This window comes from Streptomyces sp. JLBJ103 (assembly GCF_058215575.1).
The window spans coordinates 4,077,019-4,096,367 of sequence record NZ_CM177089.1; the positions used below are offsets into that span (position 1 = coordinate 4,077,019).

Genomic DNA, 19,349 nt, shown 5'->3' on the forward strand with positions numbered 1-19,349 from the left:
CGCCGACCGAGATGCCCGTCTTCAGACGCCGCAAGGGCAGCCGCCCCCGTCTGGTCCCCGAACTCGACGACGTCCCCCTCGGCCGCGTCCGGCAGCGCCTCGGAACGAGCTGGGCCCGCGGCGAACTCGATACCACAGTGATCGCCCAGGTGGCCCGGGTCGTCGAGGACGCCGGGGAGGACTGGGACCGCAAGGCGCACCGGCTCGGTGTGCTCGCCGGGTCCGCCGGGCGGGCCCTGCCGGGGATCTGGCGGCGTCATCAGCCGAACGACCAGAACGCCTTACTGCTGCACGCATGGTCGGAGCTGGTCCAGGCGGGCCGGCAGGGCTCATCGCTCGACCTCGGCGAGGCCCGCGCCACCTGCCTCCAGGCCGCCGACCTGCTCCCCGCCGACCCCACCCCCTGGGTCGTGTACCTGGCCTCGTTGCGCTATGAGCGACGGCCCTACCAGGAACTGTCCGCGGTCTGGCGGGAGATCAAGGCCCGCGATCCCTGGAACCGCGAGGCGCACCTCCAGGCCCTGGGCTATCTCTCCCCGGACGAATGCGGTTCCACGGTGCAGGTCGTCGATCTGCTCGACTCGATCCGCTACGGCATGCCCGCCGACGCCCCCGCCGCCGGACTGGAGATGACCTCCATCGTCCGCGGCCACCAGCGCGCCGTGGCCACCGGCGGCCTGGCGGCGATCAGCGCCGGGGACCACTGGCGCCGCCCCGAGGTGGCCTCGGTCCTCGACCGCGCGGCCCAGGACTGGCCCAGCCCCGGATTCTTCAGCCATGCGACGGCCCTGGCCGATCTCAACGTCCTGGCGTTCGCCCTGGTCAAGTCCGGCCGCATGGAAGAGGCCGCGACCGTCCTCCGCGCCACCACGGGCGTGGCGACCCCCTGGCCCTGGAACGCGGAGGGCGATCCGCTGGAGCGCTACACCCAGCAGTACGAGCGCTTGGCGACCACGGACTCGTAACGCGGCCACGGACCCGTAACGCGGCCGCGGGGTCGTAACGCGGCCACGGGGTCGTGGCGCGGGAGGGAGGGGGAACGCGATGCTGTCGGTGCTGGCGAACATCGTGATCGGCTTGGTGACGAGTCTGCTCGGCGGTGGTTTCGTCTGGCTGTGGGAACGCGGCAAACGCACCCGGAGACTGCACCGCAAGGCGGGTTTCTTCGGGGTCGCCCCCGGCGAGACCTGCCTCATCGTCATGGGCAACAAACACCATGAGCCGGGCACCGCCCACCCTCGCGACGTCCGGGCCGTCGTCGAACTGTCCATGCTCGCCGGGGAGCTGGGCTGCCAGGTCACGATGGCATCCGGCGACTTCCGCGGCAGCAACGGCGGTCGTACGGAGTTCTGTGTCGGCGGCCCGCTGGGCGACGCCAACGTCCGCAGCGGCGGCCACCTCGCCACGCATCTGCCCGGGGTGACCATCCACCCCTACAGCGACCGGCCCGATTCGGTGGCCTTCTCGGTCGGCGGCGAGCAGTATCTCTTCGACCGCGGCAACGAGGAGTACGCCCTCGTTGCCAAGTTCACCCCGGAGGAGTCCAGCCGCCCGGTGATCCTGGTCTGCGGTCAGAGCGCCGTGGCCACCCAGGCCGCCATCCACTTCCTCCGCCGCGAGCACGCCCAGGTGGCCGCGGCCCTCGTGTCGATGGAGCGGTACTGCCTGGTGATCAAGGTTTCCGGTATCCGTACCTATGAGTTCCACCGGGCGGCACTGGAACGCGACGTCACCGAGGCGGCGTTCGGGGTAGTGGGCTGACCACCCCACCCCCACATGCGACGCACACCGCACACCGCGTCCCGCGGGGCCACAACGCACCGGCCGTCGCGCACCGCGAGGGCTAGGATCCGGGCCATGGCCCTGACGATGAACGACGTCGAGCGATTCGAGGCTTCCCGGCCTCGCCTGGAGGCCATCGCGTATCGCCTCCTCGGCTCCGCGAGCGAGGCCGAGGACGCCGTGCAGGAGACATTCCTGCGCTGGCAGGCCGCCGACGTCGACCGCATCGAGGTCCCCGAGGCCTGGCTGACCAAGGTGCTCACCAACCTGTGCCTCAATCAGCTGACTTCGGCCCGAGCGCGGCGCGAGACCTATGTGGGCCACTGGCTTCCCGAGCCGCTGCTCCCCGGGGATCCGATGCTCGGCCCGGCCGACACCGCCGAACAGCGCGAATCGGTCTCGTACGCGGTCCTCGCCCTGTTGGAGCGGCTGTCCCCCAACGAGCGCGCGGTGTACGTGCTGCGGGAGGCCTTCGACTACCCGCACCGGGAGATCGCCGAGATCCTCGACCTCACCGAGGCGGCGAGCCAGCAGATATTCCACCGCGCCAAGAAGCACGTCGCGGACGGCAAGGCCCGGACCGAGATCGACGAGGCCACCGCCCGGCGCATCATCGACGAGTTCCTCGCCGCCGCCACCAGCGGCCGTACCGAACCGCTCGTCCGTCTGCTCACCCAGGACGCCATCGCGATCGGCGACGGCGGCGGAAAGGTCCCGGCCCGTACCAAGGCGTTCGAGGGCGCCCTCGCGGTCGCGAAGTTTATGCGGGGCCTGTTCAAACCCAGCAAGGCCAAGCGCGCCCTGGTCGGCGGCTCGCCCGAGGTCTACGCCATGACCGCCAACGGCGGCCCGGCTCTCGTGGTGGTCGTCGACGACCGGGTCATCGGTGTCATGTGCCTGGAGATCACCGCCGAGGGCGTCGCCGCGTTCCGCCTCCAGGCCAACCCCGACAAGCTCGAACGCGCTACGGAGCGGTGGGCGTCCGCCGACCACGGCGAACCCCTGCTCACAGTCTTCTGACCCGCGATGTGAGCTGCTTCACATCGCATTCCTGTCAGGAAACGGCGGACCGCCCGGTTCAAGGGGCGGACCCGCCGAACTCGCCCACGACAGGAGCCAGGAAATGCAGCACCGCATCGTCGTCCTCGGAGCCGGATACACCGGAGCCACCGCGGCCGGGCGCCTCGCCAAGCGGCTGCACCGCCAAGACGTCGCCATCACCCTCGTCAACGCCGAACCCGACTTCGTCGAACGCGTCCGGATGCACCAGCTCGCGGTCGGCCAGGACCTCGAACCCCGGCCCCTGAGCGAGACGTTCGCGGGCACCGGTGTCGACCTGAGGCTCGCGAAGGTCACCGGTGTCGACGCCGACCGCAAGACCGTCGGGGTCGCCGGTGCGAGCGGCGCCGAGGAACTGGCCTACGACACCCTCGTGTACGCCCTCGGCAGCGGCTGGAACGACCAGGGTGTCCCCGGCACCGCCGAGCACGCCCACGACATCGCCGGCCGCCCCGGAGCGCTCCGGCTGCGCGAGCGCCTGGCCCGCCTGGACGCCGGCGCGCCCGTGGTCGTGGTCGGTGGCGGCCTCACCGGGCTGGAGGCCGCGACCGAGATCGCCGAGTCCCGCCCCGACCTCGACGTAGCCCTCGCCGCCAGCGGCGGCCTCGGCGACTGGCTCTCCCCCAAGGGCCGCCGCCACTTGCGCAAGGTCTTCGACAACCTCGGCATCACCGCGCATGAGCACACCGCGGTCACCGCCGTCGAGGCCGACCGCGTCATCCTGGCCGACGGCACCTCCCTCCCGGCCGCGGTCACCGTGTGGACCACCGGCTTCGCCGTCCACCCGATCGCGAAGGCCACCACCCTGGAGGTCACCGACACCGGTCAGATCGTCGTCGACGGCACCATGCGCTCGGTCTCGCACCCGGACGTGTACGCCATCGGCGACGCGGCCATGGCCATGGGGCCCGGGGACAAACCGCTGCGCATGTCGTGCGCCACGGGTGTCCCCATGGCCTGGCAGGCCGCCGACACGATCGCGGCGCGCCTGACCGGAGACAAGCTCCCGAACATGCCGCTCCGCTACTTCAACCAGTGCATCTCGCTGGGCCGCAAGGAAGGGCTGATCCAGTACGTCACCGCGGACGACCGCGCCCGTGGGGCGGCCCTGACCGGACGTCTCGCCGCCACCTACAAGGAATTGATCTGCAAGGGTGCCGCCTGGAGCGTCGCCAACCCCACGGTCGGCCTCCCCACCCGACGCCGCCGCGTCGTCCACCAGCCGACCCGGACGGCGGCCCCGGCGGCCAAGACCGCGGCCTGACGCTCGCTGCTCCGGGAGGGGCGACGGGGGCGCTTTTCCTCGTGCGTCGCCCGGATGCTGAGAAGGACTCCCTGCGGACAGGTACTTCGCTCTCTCTTGTCGTGCCTTGGGTAAGTCCCGGCAGCGCACAACTGGGCAGCTGGTTCCCCAATTCATTCGTGGAGAGCATCAGCAGCGAGTGTAGGAGAAGTTGTTCGGAGAAAGGCGGCGATCTCCTATGCGGCCTGCGCCCGCCCCAGTGGCTGAATTGCAGGTTGGCGAGCTCGGATCCATAGGTCTCGGGCGTTCGCGGCGACTGGGGCTGACGGTATCCATCGTGCCAAGCGTGAGGCAACCGGTCTTCGGCTGCTCTTTCACGGGGTTTGTGTCTCGGGAGAGGCGAGGGCCCGTAAACTTGCGTACCGCTTTTTCGAGGCCGCTGCCTCAGCGCGCGATGCCGAGTTGAGTGCCGGAGGATGGACGGTCGGTGTCAACCGCGACACCGACATGGAAGCGGAAGGGCGGCAGGACTGCGAACGCAGTGGATAGGCAACGGCCGTAGCTGGCCCGATGGCCCCCGCGAACCCGACAACGTGGTGCGGGATATCGCGGAGGCCATCGGCGCTCCATGGGAGCTGGTAGCCTTTACCAGATCTCAATCCGCGTCATATGCCCATTGTTATCGATGTTGCGACGTATCTCATTCTTGCCCATGGTGGTCTCGATGCCGTCCGACGTGAATTTGACATTGTTGTTCCCTGAATACACGCGGTTCACGTCGTAGATGTTGACGTCCAGAGAGCCCGCGTTGGCGAAGCACACGTCGGGGTCGCCTGAGTGCAGCTTCGTAATCCAGACGAAGCCGTTGTCGGTGCAGTCCACACGGCTGATTGCCGATGCCGAGCTCATGGGGATGACCGCGGACAGAGCCAGCGCGGCGACGCCAGTGGCCACAATTCTCTTGAGCGTGTGCTTCATTGAGCGCTCTCCTCTGTATCTGGTCGATTGCGCGGTCCGAGACTAACTGTGCTTTTCCCTTCCCGTGGCTCAGCACGTGCTGATTGCGGGAGGTTCTTGGGAAACTCCTAGGAGACGGATATTCGGCTCTGCCTGGCCGTGTATGGTCTGCGGAGCCAGACGGGGAGCAGGTGCGGTGGCGGCCCATCGGGAGCCACCATCCGCAGCGCCGACACCGGAGCCGCGGTACGCAACGAAGTGGAAGCCACTGTCGCTTCAAAGTCTTCCCCCGCGAAGCCGCCTAGTTCGCCGTGACCCTGTGGGACGCTCACGCCCACTTCATCGACGTGCTCGACGGCACCCCGCATCCCCTTTCTCAGCGCCGAACCGGGATCGGCGAATTCACGCGGCCTGGAAAACCTCGAGACGCTCACCCCGCGCTCCGCGACCACTGTCAACGCCTCAGAACGCCGGTGGATCAGGTCCGAACTTGTCAGGTGCCCTGGGGACGTGAAGGAGCAGCAGCGGCTGCCTTCGCGTCGACAATCGATTCCAGGGGTACTTCGAATTCGGCCCAGCACCTACCGGTGGGCGTCAGCTCCACGTCGTACCGGGCGGCCAGCGCGGTCACGATGAGCAGACCACGACCGTGCTCGTCGACCTCACCAGCAAGTCTCAGCCGTGGGGGCTCACAGCCTGCGTCACAGACATCAATGCGTACGAGGCCGTCGCAGAGTCGGATGTCGAACGAGACGGCTTCGGGCCCAGAGTGCTTTACAGCGTTGTTGACCAGCTCGCTGGTTGCTGGGACGTTTTTCTCAACTCCGATGAGGCATGAAGGGCTTCGCCGATGCTCGTAGACTCATGACATGGCATTCATGAGCACCCCGCACTGCTGCTTCCTGTGATCGGAAGGCGTTGAGGGCGATGCCGGACGGCGTCGCCCTCCTTGGTGTGCCTGCTGCGTGAACCACGTTCCCGACGCTGCCCGTTCCTTCCTGAGGCAATGACGCTCTGAGCGCGCGTGCAGGCACGGTCTCTTCCCTTCACCCTTGCCAGGAGTGCCTCGTGCCCGTGTCGCTTCCCCCTGCCCTCGAACTCTCCCTCGACCTGCTGCGCTGCCCAACGTGCCGCACGGGCCACCTGCACCCCGACAGCGGCGCACTGCGCTGCCCGGTGGGCCATACCTTCGACATCGCCCGCCACGGCTACGCCAGCCTGCTGACGGGTACCCGCGCCATCAGCGGCGACGACGCGGCCATGGTCCAGGCCCGGGGCCGATTCCTGTCCACCGGCGCCTACGCGCCCATCCGTGAAGTTGGGGCTCACCTGGCGGCCGACGCCGTGTCTGAGCACGCCACGGTTGTGGACGTGGGGTGCGGCACGGGCTACTACCTGGTCGGCGTTCTCGACCTGTTGCCCGGCGCCCGTGGTCTGGGTCTGGACACATCGGTGCGCGCGCTGCGCTCGGCAGCCCGAGCCCATGACCGAGCCGCCGCGGTGGCCTGGGACGTCTTCCGTCCCTTCCCGTTGGCCAACGGGGTAGCCGATCTCGTGCTGAATGTGTTCGCCCCGCGCAACCCGGCTGAGTTTCACCGAGTACTGCGCCCGACCGGCCGGTTGATCGTGATCCGTCCCACCGGGCGGCACCTGGCCGAGCTGCGCGGCCGGGTGCCTGCGATGGTCACGATCGACCCGGCCAAGGAACAGCGCCTACACCAGGTGCTGGACCCGTTCTTCGAGGCCGCCGTCACCGAACAGGTGGAGTACCCCGCGACCCTGGCCAGGCGGGAGACCCTGGACCTGGTGGCGATGACGCCGAGCGCACGCCACATGAGCCGTGCAGAGCTGACCGATGACGGCCTCCTGCCCGATCAGGTCACCATCTCCGTGCTGGCCACCGCTTACCAGCCTCGGTGACCACGAGCGGGCGCAGGCGCCTGCTGACCGACGAGCAGTAGGCACGCCTGGCGCCCTGTCTTCCCCACAACACCGGGAAGGCAGGGCGTCCGCTGCCCCGGTGTGATGCACCGGGGCAGCGGACCTTCCTGACGCAACACTGAGCTGGTCAGCCGATGGGGTTGACGAAGGTGCCGGGGTGGGTGGCGCTGCGCTGGTCGACAAGGCTGTCGGTCTCCCAGGGCCACTCGATCTTGAGGGACTTGGTCTCGTTGGGCGGGGTGATCTCGACCCAGGCCGGCTGGTAGAAGCCCTTTTCCTCCTTGGTGAAGGCGAGGTTGAGGGTGAACTCGGTGCTCTGGCCGGCCTCCACCTCCACCGGGCTCCACTTGTCCGAGGAGCGGGCCAGGGACCAGCGCTCGCCGCCGTTCACCGAAGTGAGGTCCACACCGGGGAAACCGCCGATCTTGCAGGAGCTGGTGCCCTTGTTCATCAGGACGATGGTGGCGGTCGTCGCGCCGCCCTCGCCATCCTCCGGCACCGGGAGCGCGTCCTCACCCGTGGCGAACGCGGCTTCCAGGTCCTGGCTGTGGCAGCGCTCGACGCCCGCGTGCGCCCTGCCGCCGCCTTCGGTGGCCTTTCCGTCGGAACCCTGCGCACCGCCGGAAGAACCCGAGGAGCTGCTGGACGCGGCCGATGCCGTGTCGGCCTGGCCCGCGGACTTCGTGTCGTTGTTGCAGGCCGTCAGGGTCAGGGCGGCGGCTGCGGTCAGGGCTGCGGCGGCGACGCGGAGGGTGCGACGGCGGGCGATGCGGGCAGTGGTGTTGGAGCGCATTTCGGGTCCCCCAGGAGCGGCCGGTGTCGTGGTCTGCTCGGTACGACAACAACTCTGACCGGGGCCACTACCGCAACACTGCCGCCCCACTAACATCCGACTAACACGACCGTGACCAGGGAAGAGACGCCAAGGAGGACTGAGGAACCAGGTCACACCCGCCTGGTCGCGAAGCACGCCCGCACCCGGGCCCGGGCCCGTCGTACCGCGCACTCGAAACCGGCGGGCAGCTGACGTTCGAGCTGTAGGCGAACGCGGCAAGATCAAGTGCTTGGCGTTGCTCGCTGTTCTGTTGGTCCCCAAGGCCGGGAACCGCCAGAAGCCAACTGAGACGGACATACGCCAGAGGGCCGGACCGCTTGCGCGGTCCGGCCCTCTGGGCTGGCGGAGGATACGAGATTCGAACTCGTGAGGGGTTGCCCCCAACACGCTTTCCAAGCGTGCGCCCTAGGCCTCTAGGCGAATCCTCCGCGGAGAACAATACAAGACCGGATGCCGTGCTCGCGAACTCGTTCCCACCCCGGTCGATCCGCTAGGGTGGGGGCCAGCCCCTCACGTGGCGCTATCTCACCGAACTCCCCCAGGGCCGGAAGGCAGCAAGGGTAAGTGAGCTCTGGCGGGTGCGTGGGGGGCCCTTGCGTTGGTGGGGGCGGTGGAGGAGCGGGCGGCTTCGGTTGTCGGTGGGCACCGATATCGTCGTAAGCGTGTCGTCCCTCGCGCTGTACCGCCGCTACCGCCCCGAGACCTTCGCGGAGGTCATCGGGCAGGAGCATGTCACCGGCCCGTTGCAGCAGGCGCTGCGCAACAACCGGGTCAACCACGCGTATCTGTTCAGCGGTCCGCGGGGCTGCGGCAAGACGACCAGCGCGCGCATCCTGGCCCGCTGTCTGAACTGTGAGAAGGGCCCCACCCCGGCGCCGTGCGGGGAGTGCCAGTCGTGCCGGGATCTCGCGCGGAACGGTCCGGGGTCGATCGACGTCATCGAGATCGACGCCGCGTCCCACGGTGGTGTGGACGATGCGCGGGAGCTGCGCGAGAAGGCGTTCTTCGGGCCCGCGTCGAGTCGCTACAAGATCTACATCATCGACGAGGCCCATATGGTCACCTCGGCGGGGTTCAACGCCCTGCTGAAGGTGGTCGAGGAGCCCCCCGAGCATCTGAAGTTCATCTTCGCGACCACGGAGCCCGAGAAGGTCATCGGCACCATCCGGTCGCGTACCCATCACTACCCCTTCCGGCTCGTGCCGCCCGGGACGCTCCGCGAGTACCTCGGGGAGGTCTGCGGGCGGGAGGCCATTCCGGTCGAGGACGGTGTGCTGCCGCTGGTGGTCCGTGCGGGCGCCGGGTCCGTGCGGGACTCGATGTCGGTGATGGACCAGCTCCTCGCGGGCGCGGCTGACGACGGTGTGACCTACGCCATGGCCACCGCGCTGCTCGGTTATACGGACGGCTCGCTGCTGGACGCGATCGTCGACGCCTTCGCGGCGACGGACGGGGCGGCCGCCTTCGAGGTCGTCAACCGTGTGATCGAGGGGGGCAACGACCCGCGGCGCTTTGTCGCCGATCTGCTGGAGCGGCTGCGCGATCTGGTGATCCTCGCGGCCGTGCCGGACGCGGCGGAGAAGGGTCTCATCGACGCCCCGGCCGATGTGGTCGAGCGGATGCAGGCGCAGGCGTCGGTCTTCGGCGGTGCCGAGCTGAGCCGCGCGGCCGACTTGGTCAACGAGGGGCTCACGGAGATGCGTGGCGCCACCTCGCCGCGGCTCCAGCTGGAGTTGATCTGTGCGCGGGTGCTGCTGCCCGCCGCGTTCGACGACGAGCGGTCGGTCCAGTCGCGGCTGGAGCGGCTGGAGCGGGGTGCCATGGCGGGCGGCCTCGGTGGCCTCGGCGGTGGTGGTGGGATGGCCGGTCCTGGCCCCGGTGGCGGTGGTGCGAGCGCCGCCGCTTCGCCCGCGATGGGGTACGTACCGGGGCCCGACGCCCATGTCCCGGCGGATCCGGCGGCCGGTCCGGCGGGACCGGCCGGTCCCGCCGCCGCGCGTGCGGCGATGGGCGGTCGGGGTCCCGCTCCGGACGCCCCCGTTTCCGGTGCTCCGGCCTCTGGTTCGGGGGAGCCGTCCGCACCCGCCGGAGGCGGCGGTGCCGCTGGTGGAGGTGCCGGGGCCCGGCCGGGCGCATGGCCCGCCAGCGCCCAGCAGCCTCCCGCGGCCGCGTCTCCCGCGGCCCCCGAAAGCGGCGGCGGAGCCGCCCGGCCGGGGGCCTGGCCCACCGCCTCGGCGCCCGGTTCCGGCGGTGGCCGGCCCGGCGCGGATGCCGCGGGGGAGGGCCGTCAGCCCGGCGGCTGGCCCACGGCGGCAGCGGCCGGTGGCACCCCGCCCGCTCAGCCCACCAGCCCTGCCCCGGCTCCGGCGGCCCCCGCGCAGAACTCGCAGAGCGCGCAGAACGCCCCGAACATGGCGCAGGGAGCCGTACAGGTGCGCCAGATGTGGCCGGACATCCTGGAGGCGGTCAAGAACCGCCGCCGCTTCACCTGGATCCTGCTGAGTCAGAACGCGACCGTGTCCGGATTCGACGGCACCACCCTCCAGCTCGGCTTCTCCAACGCCGGTGCGCGCGACAGCTTCGTCAGCGGCGGTAGTGAGGACGTGCTGCGGCAGGCCCTCAGCGACTCCATCGGTGTGCAGTGGCGGATCGAGACCATCATCGATCCTTCCGGCGGCGGCAGTGGTGGTGCCGGTGCTGCCGGGGGCGCGAGTGGACCGGGCGGTTCCGGCGGCTTCGGCGGCGGAAGCTCAGGTGGCTATGGCTCCAGTGGGGGCTACGGCGGTGGTTCCGGCAGCGGCTTCGGCGGATCTGGCGGTGGCGGCGCAGGCGGCGCAGGTGGCGGTGGTGGTTTCGGCGGTGGCCAGTCCGTGGCGCCGCAGCAGTCCGCCTCCCGGCCGACCGCTCCCGCGCCCTCCGCACCCGAGCCCGCCCCGCGGCCCGGTGCCGGAGGACCGCCCGCCGAGGCGTCGGCGTACCGGGAGCCCGAGCCGCCGCCCATCTCGCCCGAGGACGACGTCCCGGCCGAGGACGATCCGGATCTCGATGACACCGCGCTGAGCGGCCATGACCTCATCGTGCGCGAGCTTGGCGCCACGGTCGTCGAAGAGATCGTGAACGAGTAGGTCCTGAGTACGTCCGGCTCCACGCGGCCCAGGCGCCGACCCGGTCCGTGCCCGGTCCGCGCCCAGTCCCACCCCGGCCCGCGTCCAGCCCCGTGCCCCACCGTGCCCGTTGCCGCGAGACTCTCCACCGGGTCTCGCCGCGCGAGCGTGGCCGGCTCCGGCGTGAGCCCATCAGGTGCGCCCGCACCGTTGGGCCCGCCGCCGGCGTGCGCCCGGCCACGCGGCGGCGCGCAGTCCGCGTCTGCCCGTCAGGGCTCCGCCCCGGGCTACCGTGCGCCCCCACTGTCCGCCTCACCATGCGCCCCGCGCCCCCGCCGCCACGTCTCCTCCCCGCCCCATCAGGGCTCACTCCACGGGCTCATTCCACCTCGCCGTCGCGTATGACCCGTACCCGTGGCCTCCTCCGTACGGCGTAGAGCGAGGTGCCCTCCGAGCACGTAGGCTCGGGCTATCGAAGGAACGACAGAACGACACCGTCGACAGCCAGGAGCGAACTCGTGATCCCCGGTGGTGGGCAGCCGAATATGCAGCAGTTGTTGCAGCAGGCGCAGAAGATGCAGCAGGACCTCGCCGCGGCCCAGGAGGAGCTGGCCCGGACCCCCGTCGAGGGCTCCTCGGGCGGTGGCCTGGTGAAGGCGACGGTGACCGGGGCCGGTGAGCTCCAGGGCCTGGTCATCGATCCCAAGGCCGTGGATCCTGAGGACACGGAGACCCTCGCGGACCTCGTCGTCGCGGCCGTCCGCGACGCGAACCACGCCGCGCAGGAGCTCCAGCAGCAGAAGCTCGGCCCGCTGGCCCAGGGGCTGGGCGGAATGCCGGGTCTCCCCTTCTGAGGCTGCTTCTGAGGCTGCGGGAGCCTCTTCTCCGGGGGCGTACGGAGTCTTCGGGGGCGGCGACTCGGGGGCGGACTCGGGGCGGCTCGGGGTGCCTTCGGGGCCTGACGGCTCCGGTCGGGCAGCGAAACCGAATATTCATGTGAAGTACAGCCACCGCGCGTCGGCGCGAGATTGGATGAAGGCGTGTACGAGGGCGTGGTCCAGGACCTCATCGACGAGTTGGGCAGGCTGCCCGGCGTCGGTCCCAAGAGCGCTCAGCGGATCGCCTTCCACATCCTCCAGTCCGAGCCGACCGACGTCCGCCGCCTCGCTCATGCGCTGACCGAGGTCAAGGACAAGGTGCGGTTCTGCGCGGTGTGCGGAAACGTCGCCGAGGCCGAGCAGTGCCGGGTCTGCCAGGACCCGCGCCGCGACCCGGCGGTCATCTGCGTGGTCGAGGAGCCGAAGGATGTGGTGGCGATCGAGCGGACCCGCGAGTTCCGCGGTCGTTACCACGTGCTCGGCGGAGCGATCAGCCCGATCGAGGGCGTGGGCCCGGACGATCTGCGGATCAGGGAGCTGCTGGCCCGGCTCGCGGACGGGACGGTCACCGAACTCATCCTGGCCACCGATCCGAACCTGGAGGGCGAAGCCACCGCCACGTACCTCGCGCGCATGGTCAAACCCATGGGTTTGAAGGTCACACGCCTGGCCAGTGGTCTCCCAGTCGGGGGAGACCTGGAGTACGCCGACGAGGTCACGCTGGGTCGTGCCTTCGAAGGGAGAAGACTTCTCGATGTCTGACGCAACGCTGCACGACGCCCATCCGGATCCGGACGACTTCGCGGTCCAGATCGCCGACCAGATCGAGAGTTTCATCGTCGCGGTCACCGAAGTCGCCAAGGGCGACGAACCGGACAGCGCTGTGCCGTTCCTGCTGCTCGAACTGTCCCAGCTGCTGCTGGCGGGCGGGCGGCTCGGGGCGCACGAGGACTTCGTCCCGGACGAGCGGTACGAGCCGGACGCCGGCCCGGAGCCGGACGTCGATGAGCTGCGGGAGCGGTTCGCCCAGCTGCTGGAGCCGGTCGACGTCTACTCGGAGGTCTTCGACCCGTACGTTCCGCGCGCCGAGCCCGTCGCCAGCCGGATCTCCGACGACCTGGCCGGGATCATCACCGATCTGCGCCACGGAATGGCCCACTACCGCGAGGGGCGGATCAGCGAGGCGCTGTGGTGGTGGCAGTTCTCGTACCTGTCCAACTGGGGAACGATGGCCTCCGCCGCGCTGCGCGCCCTCCAGTCGCTGGTCGCGCACGTCCGGCTGGACAGCCCGCTCGACGAGCTGGACGGGCTGGACACCGACAGCGGCGCCACGGGCGGTGACGAGGAGCTCGCCGAGGAGGCCGGGCGGGTCATGGCGGCCGAGATCGCGGCGCCGCTCGGGATCCGCTCCGCCCAGCGCTGAGGCGGCCGGGAACACGGGGTCGGGGGCGTTCCGGGGGCGGGTCCGTGGGGTAGTCCGGGGCGGTGCTCACGTACCTGCTCGCGTACCTGCTCACGTACGTGTTCAAGCCCGTGCCCAGGACGTTCCACCGACCGTGCACCGACTGTCCACCTGCTGTCCCGCCCTGTGAGCTGAATTACGTTTCTGTATGCATCGCCCGGAAGCGGGCAGGGTTGGTCGCTGAGCGAGTGGTGTGGGATGCGGGGAGAGACGCCGGTACCTGGATGTTGTACCGCCTGATCCTCCCGGTCCCCCTGGTCCAGCTGATCACTGAGTGAGTCGTGTGTCTCGCTATGTGACATTGGACCGGCAAATTCCGGCCGCTCGTTAGACTGAGCCGACCGCATTATTGAGAGCTGCGAGGAGCGCACGTGGGCCTTGTCGTGCAGAAGTACGGAGGCTCCTCCGTTGCCGATGCCGAGGGCATCAAGCGGGTCGCCAAGCGAATCGTGGAAGCCAAGAAGAACGGCCACCAGGTCGTTGTCGTGGTTTCCGCCATGGGCGACACGACGGACGAGCTGATCGATCTCGCCGAGCAGGTATCCCCGATCCCCACCGGCCGCGAGTTCGACATGCTGCTGACCGCGGGAGAGCGGATCTCCATGGCCTTGCTGGCGATGGCGATCAAAAACCTGGGGCACGAGGCGCTGTCGTTCACCGGCAGCCAGGCGGGAGTCATCACCGACGCGGTCCACAACAAAGCGCGGATCATCGACGTCACGCCCGGCCGCATCCGCGATGCGCTCGAGCAGGGTGCCGTCGCGATCGTCGCGGGCTTCCAGGGCGTGTCCCAGGAGAGCAAGGACATCACCACCCTCGGCCGGGGCGGCTCGGACACCACCGCGGTGGCACTGGCCGCGGCCCTGGACGCCGAGGTGTGCGAGATCTACACCGACGTGGACGGCGTGTTCACCGCCGATCCGCGCGTGGTGAAGAAGGCTCGCAAGATCAACGAGATTCCGTACGAGGACATGCTGGAGCTCGCCGCGAGCGGCTCCAAGGTGTTGCATCTGCGCTGCGTCGAGTACGCGCGCCGCTATGACATCCCCATCCACGTACGGTCGTCTTTCTCCGGTCATGTCGGCACCTGGGTGCGCAATCGGCCGGAGGCGGGAGAAGGAGAGCAAGGCATGGAGCAGGCGATCATCTCCGGGGTCGCACACGACACGTCCGAGGCCAAGGTCACGGTCGTCGGGGTGCCGGACAAGCCGGGTGAGGCCGCGGCCATCTTCCGCACCATCTCCGACGCCGAGATCAACATCGACATGGTGGTGCAGAACGTCTCCGCCGCGTCGACCGGTCTGACCGACATCTCGTTCACGCTGCCCAAGACGGACGGCCACAAGGCGATGGAGGCGCTGACCAAGGCGAAGGCGTTGATCGGCTTCGACTCGCTGCGCTACGACGACCAGGTCGCCAAGATCTCGCTGGTCGGTGCCGGTATGCGCACCAACCCTGGCGTCACCGCGACCTTCTTCGAGGCGCTGTCGAACGCCGGGGTCAACATCGAGCTGATCTCGACCTCCGAGATCCGCATCTCGGTTGTCACCCGCGCCGACGATGTGAAGGACGCGGTCGTCGCCGTGCACAGCGCGTTCGGCCTGGACAGTGACAGCGTCGAGGCCGTCGTGTACGGAGGGACCGGCCGATGACCCGCGCTGGCGGTGCCGCCGGTGGCCGGAAGCCGACACTCGCTGTTGTCGGCGCGACCGGCGCCGTCGGCACCGTCATGCTCTCGATCCTCTCCGAACGCGCCGACATCTGGGGCGAGATCCGGCTGATCGCCTCGGCGCGCTCGGCCGGCCGGAAGCTGACCGTCCGGGGAGAGCAGGTCGAGGTCGTCGCGCTGAGCGAGGAGGCGTTCGAGGGCGTCGACGTCGCGATGTTCGATGTGCCGGACGAGGTCTCGGCGCAGTGGGCGCCGATCGCGGCCGGCAAGGGCGCGGTCGCCGTCGACAACTCCGGCGCGTTCCGGATGGATCCGGACGTCCCCCTGGTCGTCCCGGAGGTGAACGCGCACGCGGCTCGGGTCCGCCCGCGCGGCATCATCTCCAACCCCAACTGCACCACCCTGTCGATGATCGTCGCGCTGGGCGCGCTGCACGCCGAGTTCGGGCTGAGCGAGCTGATCGTCTCTTCGTACCAGGCGGTGTCCGGCGCGGGCAAGGAAGGCGTCGACACCCTGCGCGAGCAGATGGCGCTGGTCGCCGGTACGGACCTGGGTACGCACCCCGGGGACGTACGGCGGGCGGTCGGCGACACCGGGCCGTTCCCCGCGCCGATGGCGCTCAACGTGGTGCCGTTCGCGGGCTCGCTCAAGGAGGACGGCTGGTCCTCCGAGGAGCTGAAGGTGCGCAACGAGTCCCGCAAGATCCTCGGTCTGCCGGAGCTGCGGGTCACCGCGACCTGTGTGCGCGTTCCCGTCATCACCACGCATTCGCTCGCCGTGCACGCGCGGTTCGAGAACGAGGTGACGGTGGCGGCGGCGCACGAGATCCTGGCGGCCGCGCCGGGCGTGGTGCTGTGCGACAACCCGGCGGAGGGTGAATTCCCCACCCCGGCCGATGTGGTGGGCACCGACCCGACATGGGTGGGCCGGGTACGGCGTTCGCTGGACGACCCCAAGGCGCTGGAGCTGTTCGTCTGCGGCGACAACCTGCGGAAGGGCGCCGCGCTCAACACCGCGCAGATCGCCGAGGTCGTGGCGGCGGAGCTGACCGGGGTCTAGCGGTCGCAGGATCGAGTGGCTCCAGGGTCCAGCGCCCCAGGGATCGAGCGGCCCCAGGATCCAGCGGCCCTTCGCCCGTTGGCGAGGCACGTTCCGGCCCCTTGGTGAAGCACCTTCTGGTGAGGCACCTTCATGTCGCGTGCCCGTCCGCGTACACCGGTACCGCCGCGCACCGTTGCGGAGTGACGGCGTAAAGTGACGTTTCCGCAGCGCACCCTCGGCGGGATGTGAATATCCTGTGCGCATGTGACCGGCCGGGCTCCGACGACCTGGGCCGATGACATGGCAGGCGAATTCGTTCCCCGCACGCAGCAACCCGCGGCGTGCGGGGAGCGTCTTTCCAGCCGCCCATTGGCGGGGCGCTGTGGAAACTGGGTCATAGGGGAAGAGTTGGTGCGCATGGGGGCATTCGATGCGTCGTCAAAAGCGGTGCCTCGGGCGTACAACCCTGACAGGGGGCAGCGTGTCCAACAGGCGTGGCAGAGGTATTCGGCATCGCAACGGTTCCTGGGCACGGCGGCGCGGCGGTACAACCCCCGCGGCGGCGTGCTCCAGGCGGTATGCCGGTGATCGCGCCATGGCCGACTGCCCGTCCCGCGCACATCACAACAGGGCGCGAGGACACTGACGACGCGATGGCAGCGGGCACCACAGTCGATCACCTCACCGAGACCTATCGCGCCCACTACCGGTCGCTGCTCGGTCTCGCCGCGCTCCTGCTCGATGACACCGCGTCCTGCGAGGACGTCGTGCAGGAGGCGTTCATCCGTGTTCATTCGGCGCGCAAGAGAGTCCGGGACCCCGAGAAGACCCTCGCCTATCTGCGGCAGACGGTCGTCAATCTCTCCCGCTCCGCGCTGCGCCGCCGCATCCTCGGGCTGAAGCTGCTCTCGAAGCCGATGCCCGATATGGCCAGTGCCGAGGAAGGGGCGTACGAACAGCTTGAGCGCGACCAACTGATCAAGGCGATGAGGGGACTTCAGCGCCGCCAGCGCGAGGTCCTTGTGCTGCGCTACTTCGCCGATATGACCGAGGCCCAGGTGGCCGAGACGCTGGGCATTTCGCTCGGCTCGGTCAAGGCGTACGGTTCGCGTGGCATCGCGGCGCTTCGCGTCGCCATGGAGGCTCCGGCATGAACGACAGCACACAGAAGCCGGGCCCGGGAAACCCCGACCGGCGGGACGGCCACGGGCCCGAACCCGACAGCGGCCGCGACCGTGACCTGGACGCCGTCGCGCCCGAGGGCGCGGACGGCGCGGCTGGTACGGACGACGGCCCGGAGAGTGCGCCGGGTACGGAGCCCGGCGGTACGGAGCCCGGCGGTACGGAGTCCGAGGGCGCGCGGTCCGAGGGTGCTGAGCCCGACAGTGCTGAGCTCGGCGATACGGACTCCGGTGATGTGGACGAAGCGGCGCTGCGGCTGTTGATGCACCGCGCGGTCGACGATCTCGCGCCCGCACCGCGCTCCCTGGAGCAGCTGCGGCGTGCCGTGCCCATCCGCCGCACCCGGCGCCGCCAGGCCCTCGTGGGGGCCGTGGCGGCCGTGGTGCTCGGCGGTGCCGCGCTTCCGGCGCTGGTCCATGTCGCGACCACCAGCGGCGGTACGAACGACCGTCCGGCCTACGCGGGCAGCAGCCACCGCACCCCGGGGACCGCCGGGGGCCAGCGCGGCGGCGGCAGTGGCGGCCAGGGCACCGACCGGCCGTCCGACCGCGTCGAGACGGACCAGCACGACCGGCGTCACGGCGACAAGAAGGACAAGCCGACCAAGGACCCCAAGGACGACTCGGGCGGTACCGCGCCCGACCCCTCGGGCACGCTGAACGCCACGTCGCCCACCTGTACTCGCACCCAGCTCAGCAGCGGTGCGGGGTCGGCCGGGAGCGCGGACGCCGAGGGCCGGGTCTACGGCTCCTTCCGTGTCTCGAACGTCTCGGACCGTGCGTGCACGGTGGAGGGCAGCGGTGCCGTCAACGCGAGCGCGCAGAGCGGCGCGGACGCCGCGCGCATCTTCGTGGTGGACCATACGGCGGGCGACGCGGCCACGGATCTGCCCGACCCCGCCACCCAGCCGGGCACGCTGATCCTTCAGCCGGGCCAGGCGTACGAGGTGCGGTTCGCGTGGATCCCGGCGTCGGGCGGGGGGACGAGCGGCTGCTCCACCAACGGGGGCACTCCGACCCCCGGCCAGAGCACACCCCCGGACGGTTCGCCCCCGGACGACCCCGACGCGGGCGAACCGGGCGGCACCCCGGGCGGTGAGGAGCCACCGGCCGCGAGCGTCCTGGTCAGCCATACGCCGGAGGCGGGCGACCCGGCGGCCGGATCCGTGACCGTCAGCGGGGCCTGCGCGGGGACGGTCTACCGCACCGGACTGCTGGCCGTCTCCTGACGAGCTCGGCAGCGTCGGAACGGCCCGCCCGGCCGTTCCGGCACTGCTCCGCCACCGGGGGCGACGCCGGAGGCGCACCCGGGGGCCCGTACCGTGGTGGTGTGTATCGGTTTCTGCTGACGCCCCGCTGGTGGGTGATCAACGTCTTCACCGTGCTGGCGATCCCGTTCTGCCTGTTCATGGGCAGCTGGCAGCTCAGCCGGTTCGAGGCGCGCGTCGACACGCACAAGCAGCAGGAGGACCGGGCATCCGGTGCCCGGCGTGCCGCGGCCCGGCCGCTGAGCGAGCTGCTGCCGGTCAGCGAGGAGACCGCGGGGCGGCGGGCGACCGCCACCGGCCGATACGACACCGAGCACCAACTCCTCGTGCCCGACCGGCGGCTGGACGACCGCGACGGCTTCTATGTGCTGACCCTGCTGCGCACCGACGGAGGCAAGGCACTGCCCGTGGTCCGCGGCTGGCTTCCCGGGGACGCCGACAGCAAGGCCGCCGCCGCGAAGGTACCCGCACCACCGACCGGCGAGGTGACGGTCACCGGGGCCCTTCAGGCAACCGAGCACCAGGGCAGCGGCGCGGCGGGCTCCGGCGGTCTCCCCAAGGGGCAGCTGGGCATGATCAGCGCGGCCTCGCTGGTCAATCTGGTGCCGTACGAGGTGTACGACGCGTGGATCACCTCCTCCGAGGCGACCGGGGCCCTGAAGCCGGTGCCCCCCGTGGTGGCCGCGGGCACCGGGCTTGACCTCAAGGCGTTCCAGAACCTCGGTTACACCGGTGAGTGGTTCGTCTTCGCGGGGTTCGTGGTCTTCATGTGGTTCCGACTGTTCCGGCGCGAGGCCGAGACGGCGCGCGACCTCGCGCTCGGCCTCATCCCGTCGGAGGACCCGGCACCACAGGCTCCCGCACAGCAGCCGGAGCGGACTCCGGAGGACCGGCCGGAGCAGACGCCGGCGGAGAACTCGGCAGGCTAG

17 protein-coding genes, 1 tRNA gene and 1 other RNA gene are annotated in these 19,349 nt (G+C 70.1%); 15 read left to right on the forward strand and 4 right to left on the reverse strand.

Features of this window, described 5'->3' with window-relative positions; genetic code table 11:
• Window positions 1-11: 11 nt before the first annotated feature.
• From AC4BEG_RS17895 to AC4BEG_RS17910, 4 genes are all read left to right on the forward strand, one after another.
• Window positions 12-965, forward strand: coding sequence for a hypothetical protein (locus AC4BEG_RS17895; RefSeq protein ID WP_490706859.1), 954 nt, complete (start codon window positions 12-14; stop codon window positions 963-965).
• 79 nt (window positions 966-1,044) lie between these two features.
• Window positions 1,045-1,761 carry a hypothetical protein gene (locus AC4BEG_RS17900; RefSeq protein WP_490706860.1) on the forward strand — a complete coding sequence of 239 codons (717 nt, stop codon included), beginning with the start codon at window positions 1,045-1,047 and terminating at the stop codon, window positions 1,759-1,761.
• Window positions 1,762-1,857: 96 nt separating this feature from the next.
• On the forward strand, window positions 1,858-2,802 hold the full coding sequence (locus tag AC4BEG_RS17905; RefSeq protein WP_490706861.1) for an RNA polymerase sigma-70 factor: 945 nt from the start codon (window positions 1,858-1,860) through the stop codon (window positions 2,800-2,802).
• A gap of 103 nt (window positions 2,803-2,905) precedes the next feature.
• Window positions 2,906-4,105 carry an NAD(P)/FAD-dependent oxidoreductase gene (locus AC4BEG_RS17910; RefSeq protein WP_490706862.1) on the forward strand — a complete coding sequence of 400 codons (1,200 nt, stop codon included), beginning with the start codon at window positions 2,906-2,908 and terminating at the stop codon, window positions 4,103-4,105.
• A 624-nt stretch (window positions 4,106-4,729) separates the two neighbouring features.
• Here the strand turns inward: AC4BEG_RS17910 and AC4BEG_RS17915 are convergent.
• Both AC4BEG_RS17915 and AC4BEG_RS17920 read right to left on the reverse strand, forming a co-directional pair.
• On the reverse strand, window positions 4,730-5,062 hold the full coding sequence (locus tag AC4BEG_RS17915; protein WP_490706863.1) for a beta/gamma crystallin domain-containing protein: 333 nt from the start codon (window positions 5,060-5,062) through the stop codon (window positions 4,730-4,732).
• A gap of 472 nt (window positions 5,063-5,534) precedes the next feature.
• Window positions 5,535-5,870: an ATP-binding protein gene (locus AC4BEG_RS17920; RefSeq protein ID WP_490707113.1), complete on the reverse strand. Its 336-nt coding sequence runs from the start codon at window positions 5,868-5,870 to the stop codon at window positions 5,535-5,537.
• A gap of 239 nt (window positions 5,871-6,109) precedes the next feature.
• Here AC4BEG_RS17920 and AC4BEG_RS17925 point away from each other — a divergent pair, with 239 nt between their 5' ends.
• Entirely contained in the window at window positions 6,110-6,961 is an 852-nt protein-coding gene (locus tag AC4BEG_RS17925) for a putative RNA methyltransferase (protein WP_490706864.1), read from the forward strand.
• Window positions 6,962-7,109: 148 nt separating this feature from the next.
• On the opposite strand, the gene AC4BEG_RS17930 is transcribed toward AC4BEG_RS17925, so the two are convergent.
• Together AC4BEG_RS17930 and AC4BEG_RS17935 are read right to left on the reverse strand one after the other, a co-directional pair.
• Window positions 7,110-7,775 (reverse strand): DUF4232 domain-containing protein, encoded by a 666-nt coding sequence (locus AC4BEG_RS17930; protein ID WP_490706865.1) that lies wholly within the window; start codon window positions 7,773-7,775, stop codon window positions 7,110-7,112.
• A gap of 382 nt (window positions 7,776-8,157) precedes the next feature.
• Window positions 8,158-8,245, reverse strand: a tRNA-Ser gene (locus tag AC4BEG_RS17935).
• A 74-nt stretch (window positions 8,246-8,319) separates the two neighbouring features.
• Between AC4BEG_RS17935 and ffs the strand changes: the two genes are divergently transcribed.
• The 10 genes from ffs to AC4BEG_RS17985 all read left to right on the forward strand — a co-directional run bounded on the left by ffs (window position 8,320) and on the right by AC4BEG_RS17985 (window position 19,349).
• Window positions 8,320-8,414: signal recognition particle sRNA small type (gene ffs, locus AC4BEG_RS17940), an RNA gene on the forward strand.
• A gap of 65 nt (window positions 8,415-8,479) precedes the next feature.
• Window positions 8,480-10,942 carry a DNA polymerase III subunit gamma and tau gene (locus AC4BEG_RS17945; RefSeq protein ID WP_490706866.1) on the forward strand — a complete coding sequence of 821 codons (2,463 nt, stop codon included), beginning with the start codon at window positions 8,480-8,482 and terminating at the stop codon, window positions 10,940-10,942.
• Between the two features lie 497 nt (window positions 10,943-11,439).
• Window positions 11,440-11,775 carry a YbaB/EbfC family nucleoid-associated protein gene (locus tag AC4BEG_RS17950; RefSeq protein WP_201870403.1) on the forward strand — a complete coding sequence of 112 codons (336 nt, stop codon included), beginning with the start codon at window positions 11,440-11,442 and terminating at the stop codon, window positions 11,773-11,775.
• Between the two features lie 186 nt (window positions 11,776-11,961).
• On the forward strand, window positions 11,962-12,561 hold the full coding sequence (gene recR / locus AC4BEG_RS17955) for a recombination mediator RecR (RefSeq protein WP_176182031.1): 600 nt from the start codon (window positions 11,962-11,964) through the stop codon (window positions 12,559-12,561).
• A complete protein-coding gene (locus AC4BEG_RS17960; RefSeq protein WP_490706867.1) occupies window positions 12,554-13,222 on the forward strand; it encodes a DUF5063 domain-containing protein in 669 nt (222 codons plus the stop codon). The genes recR and AC4BEG_RS17960 overlap by 8 nt, the downstream gene beginning before the upstream one ends.
• Window positions 13,223-13,632: 410 nt before the next feature.
• On the forward strand, window positions 13,633-14,913 hold the full coding sequence (locus AC4BEG_RS17965) for an aspartate kinase (protein WP_201870406.1): 1,281 nt from the start codon (window positions 13,633-13,635) through the stop codon (window positions 14,911-14,913).
• Window positions 14,910-15,989 carry an aspartate-semialdehyde dehydrogenase gene (locus AC4BEG_RS17970; protein ID WP_490706868.1) on the forward strand — a complete coding sequence of 360 codons (1,080 nt, stop codon included), beginning with the start codon at window positions 14,910-14,912 and terminating at the stop codon, window positions 15,987-15,989. The genes AC4BEG_RS17965 and AC4BEG_RS17970 overlap by 4 nt, the downstream gene beginning before the upstream one ends.
• 560 nt (window positions 15,990-16,549) lie before the next feature.
• Window positions 16,550-17,125, forward strand: coding sequence for a SigE family RNA polymerase sigma factor (locus AC4BEG_RS17975; protein WP_030829843.1), 576 nt, complete (start codon window positions 16,550-16,552; stop codon window positions 17,123-17,125).
• Window positions 17,122-18,381 (forward strand): hypothetical protein, encoded by a 1,260-nt coding sequence (locus AC4BEG_RS17980; RefSeq protein ID WP_490706869.1) that lies wholly within the window; start codon window positions 17,122-17,124, stop codon window positions 18,379-18,381. The genes AC4BEG_RS17975 and AC4BEG_RS17980 overlap by 4 nt, the downstream gene beginning before the upstream one ends.
• A 101-nt stretch (window positions 18,382-18,482) precedes the next feature.
• Window positions 18,483-19,349 (forward strand): SURF1 family protein, encoded by an 867-nt coding sequence (locus AC4BEG_RS17985; RefSeq protein ID WP_490706870.1) that lies wholly within the window; start codon window positions 18,483-18,485, stop codon window positions 19,347-19,349.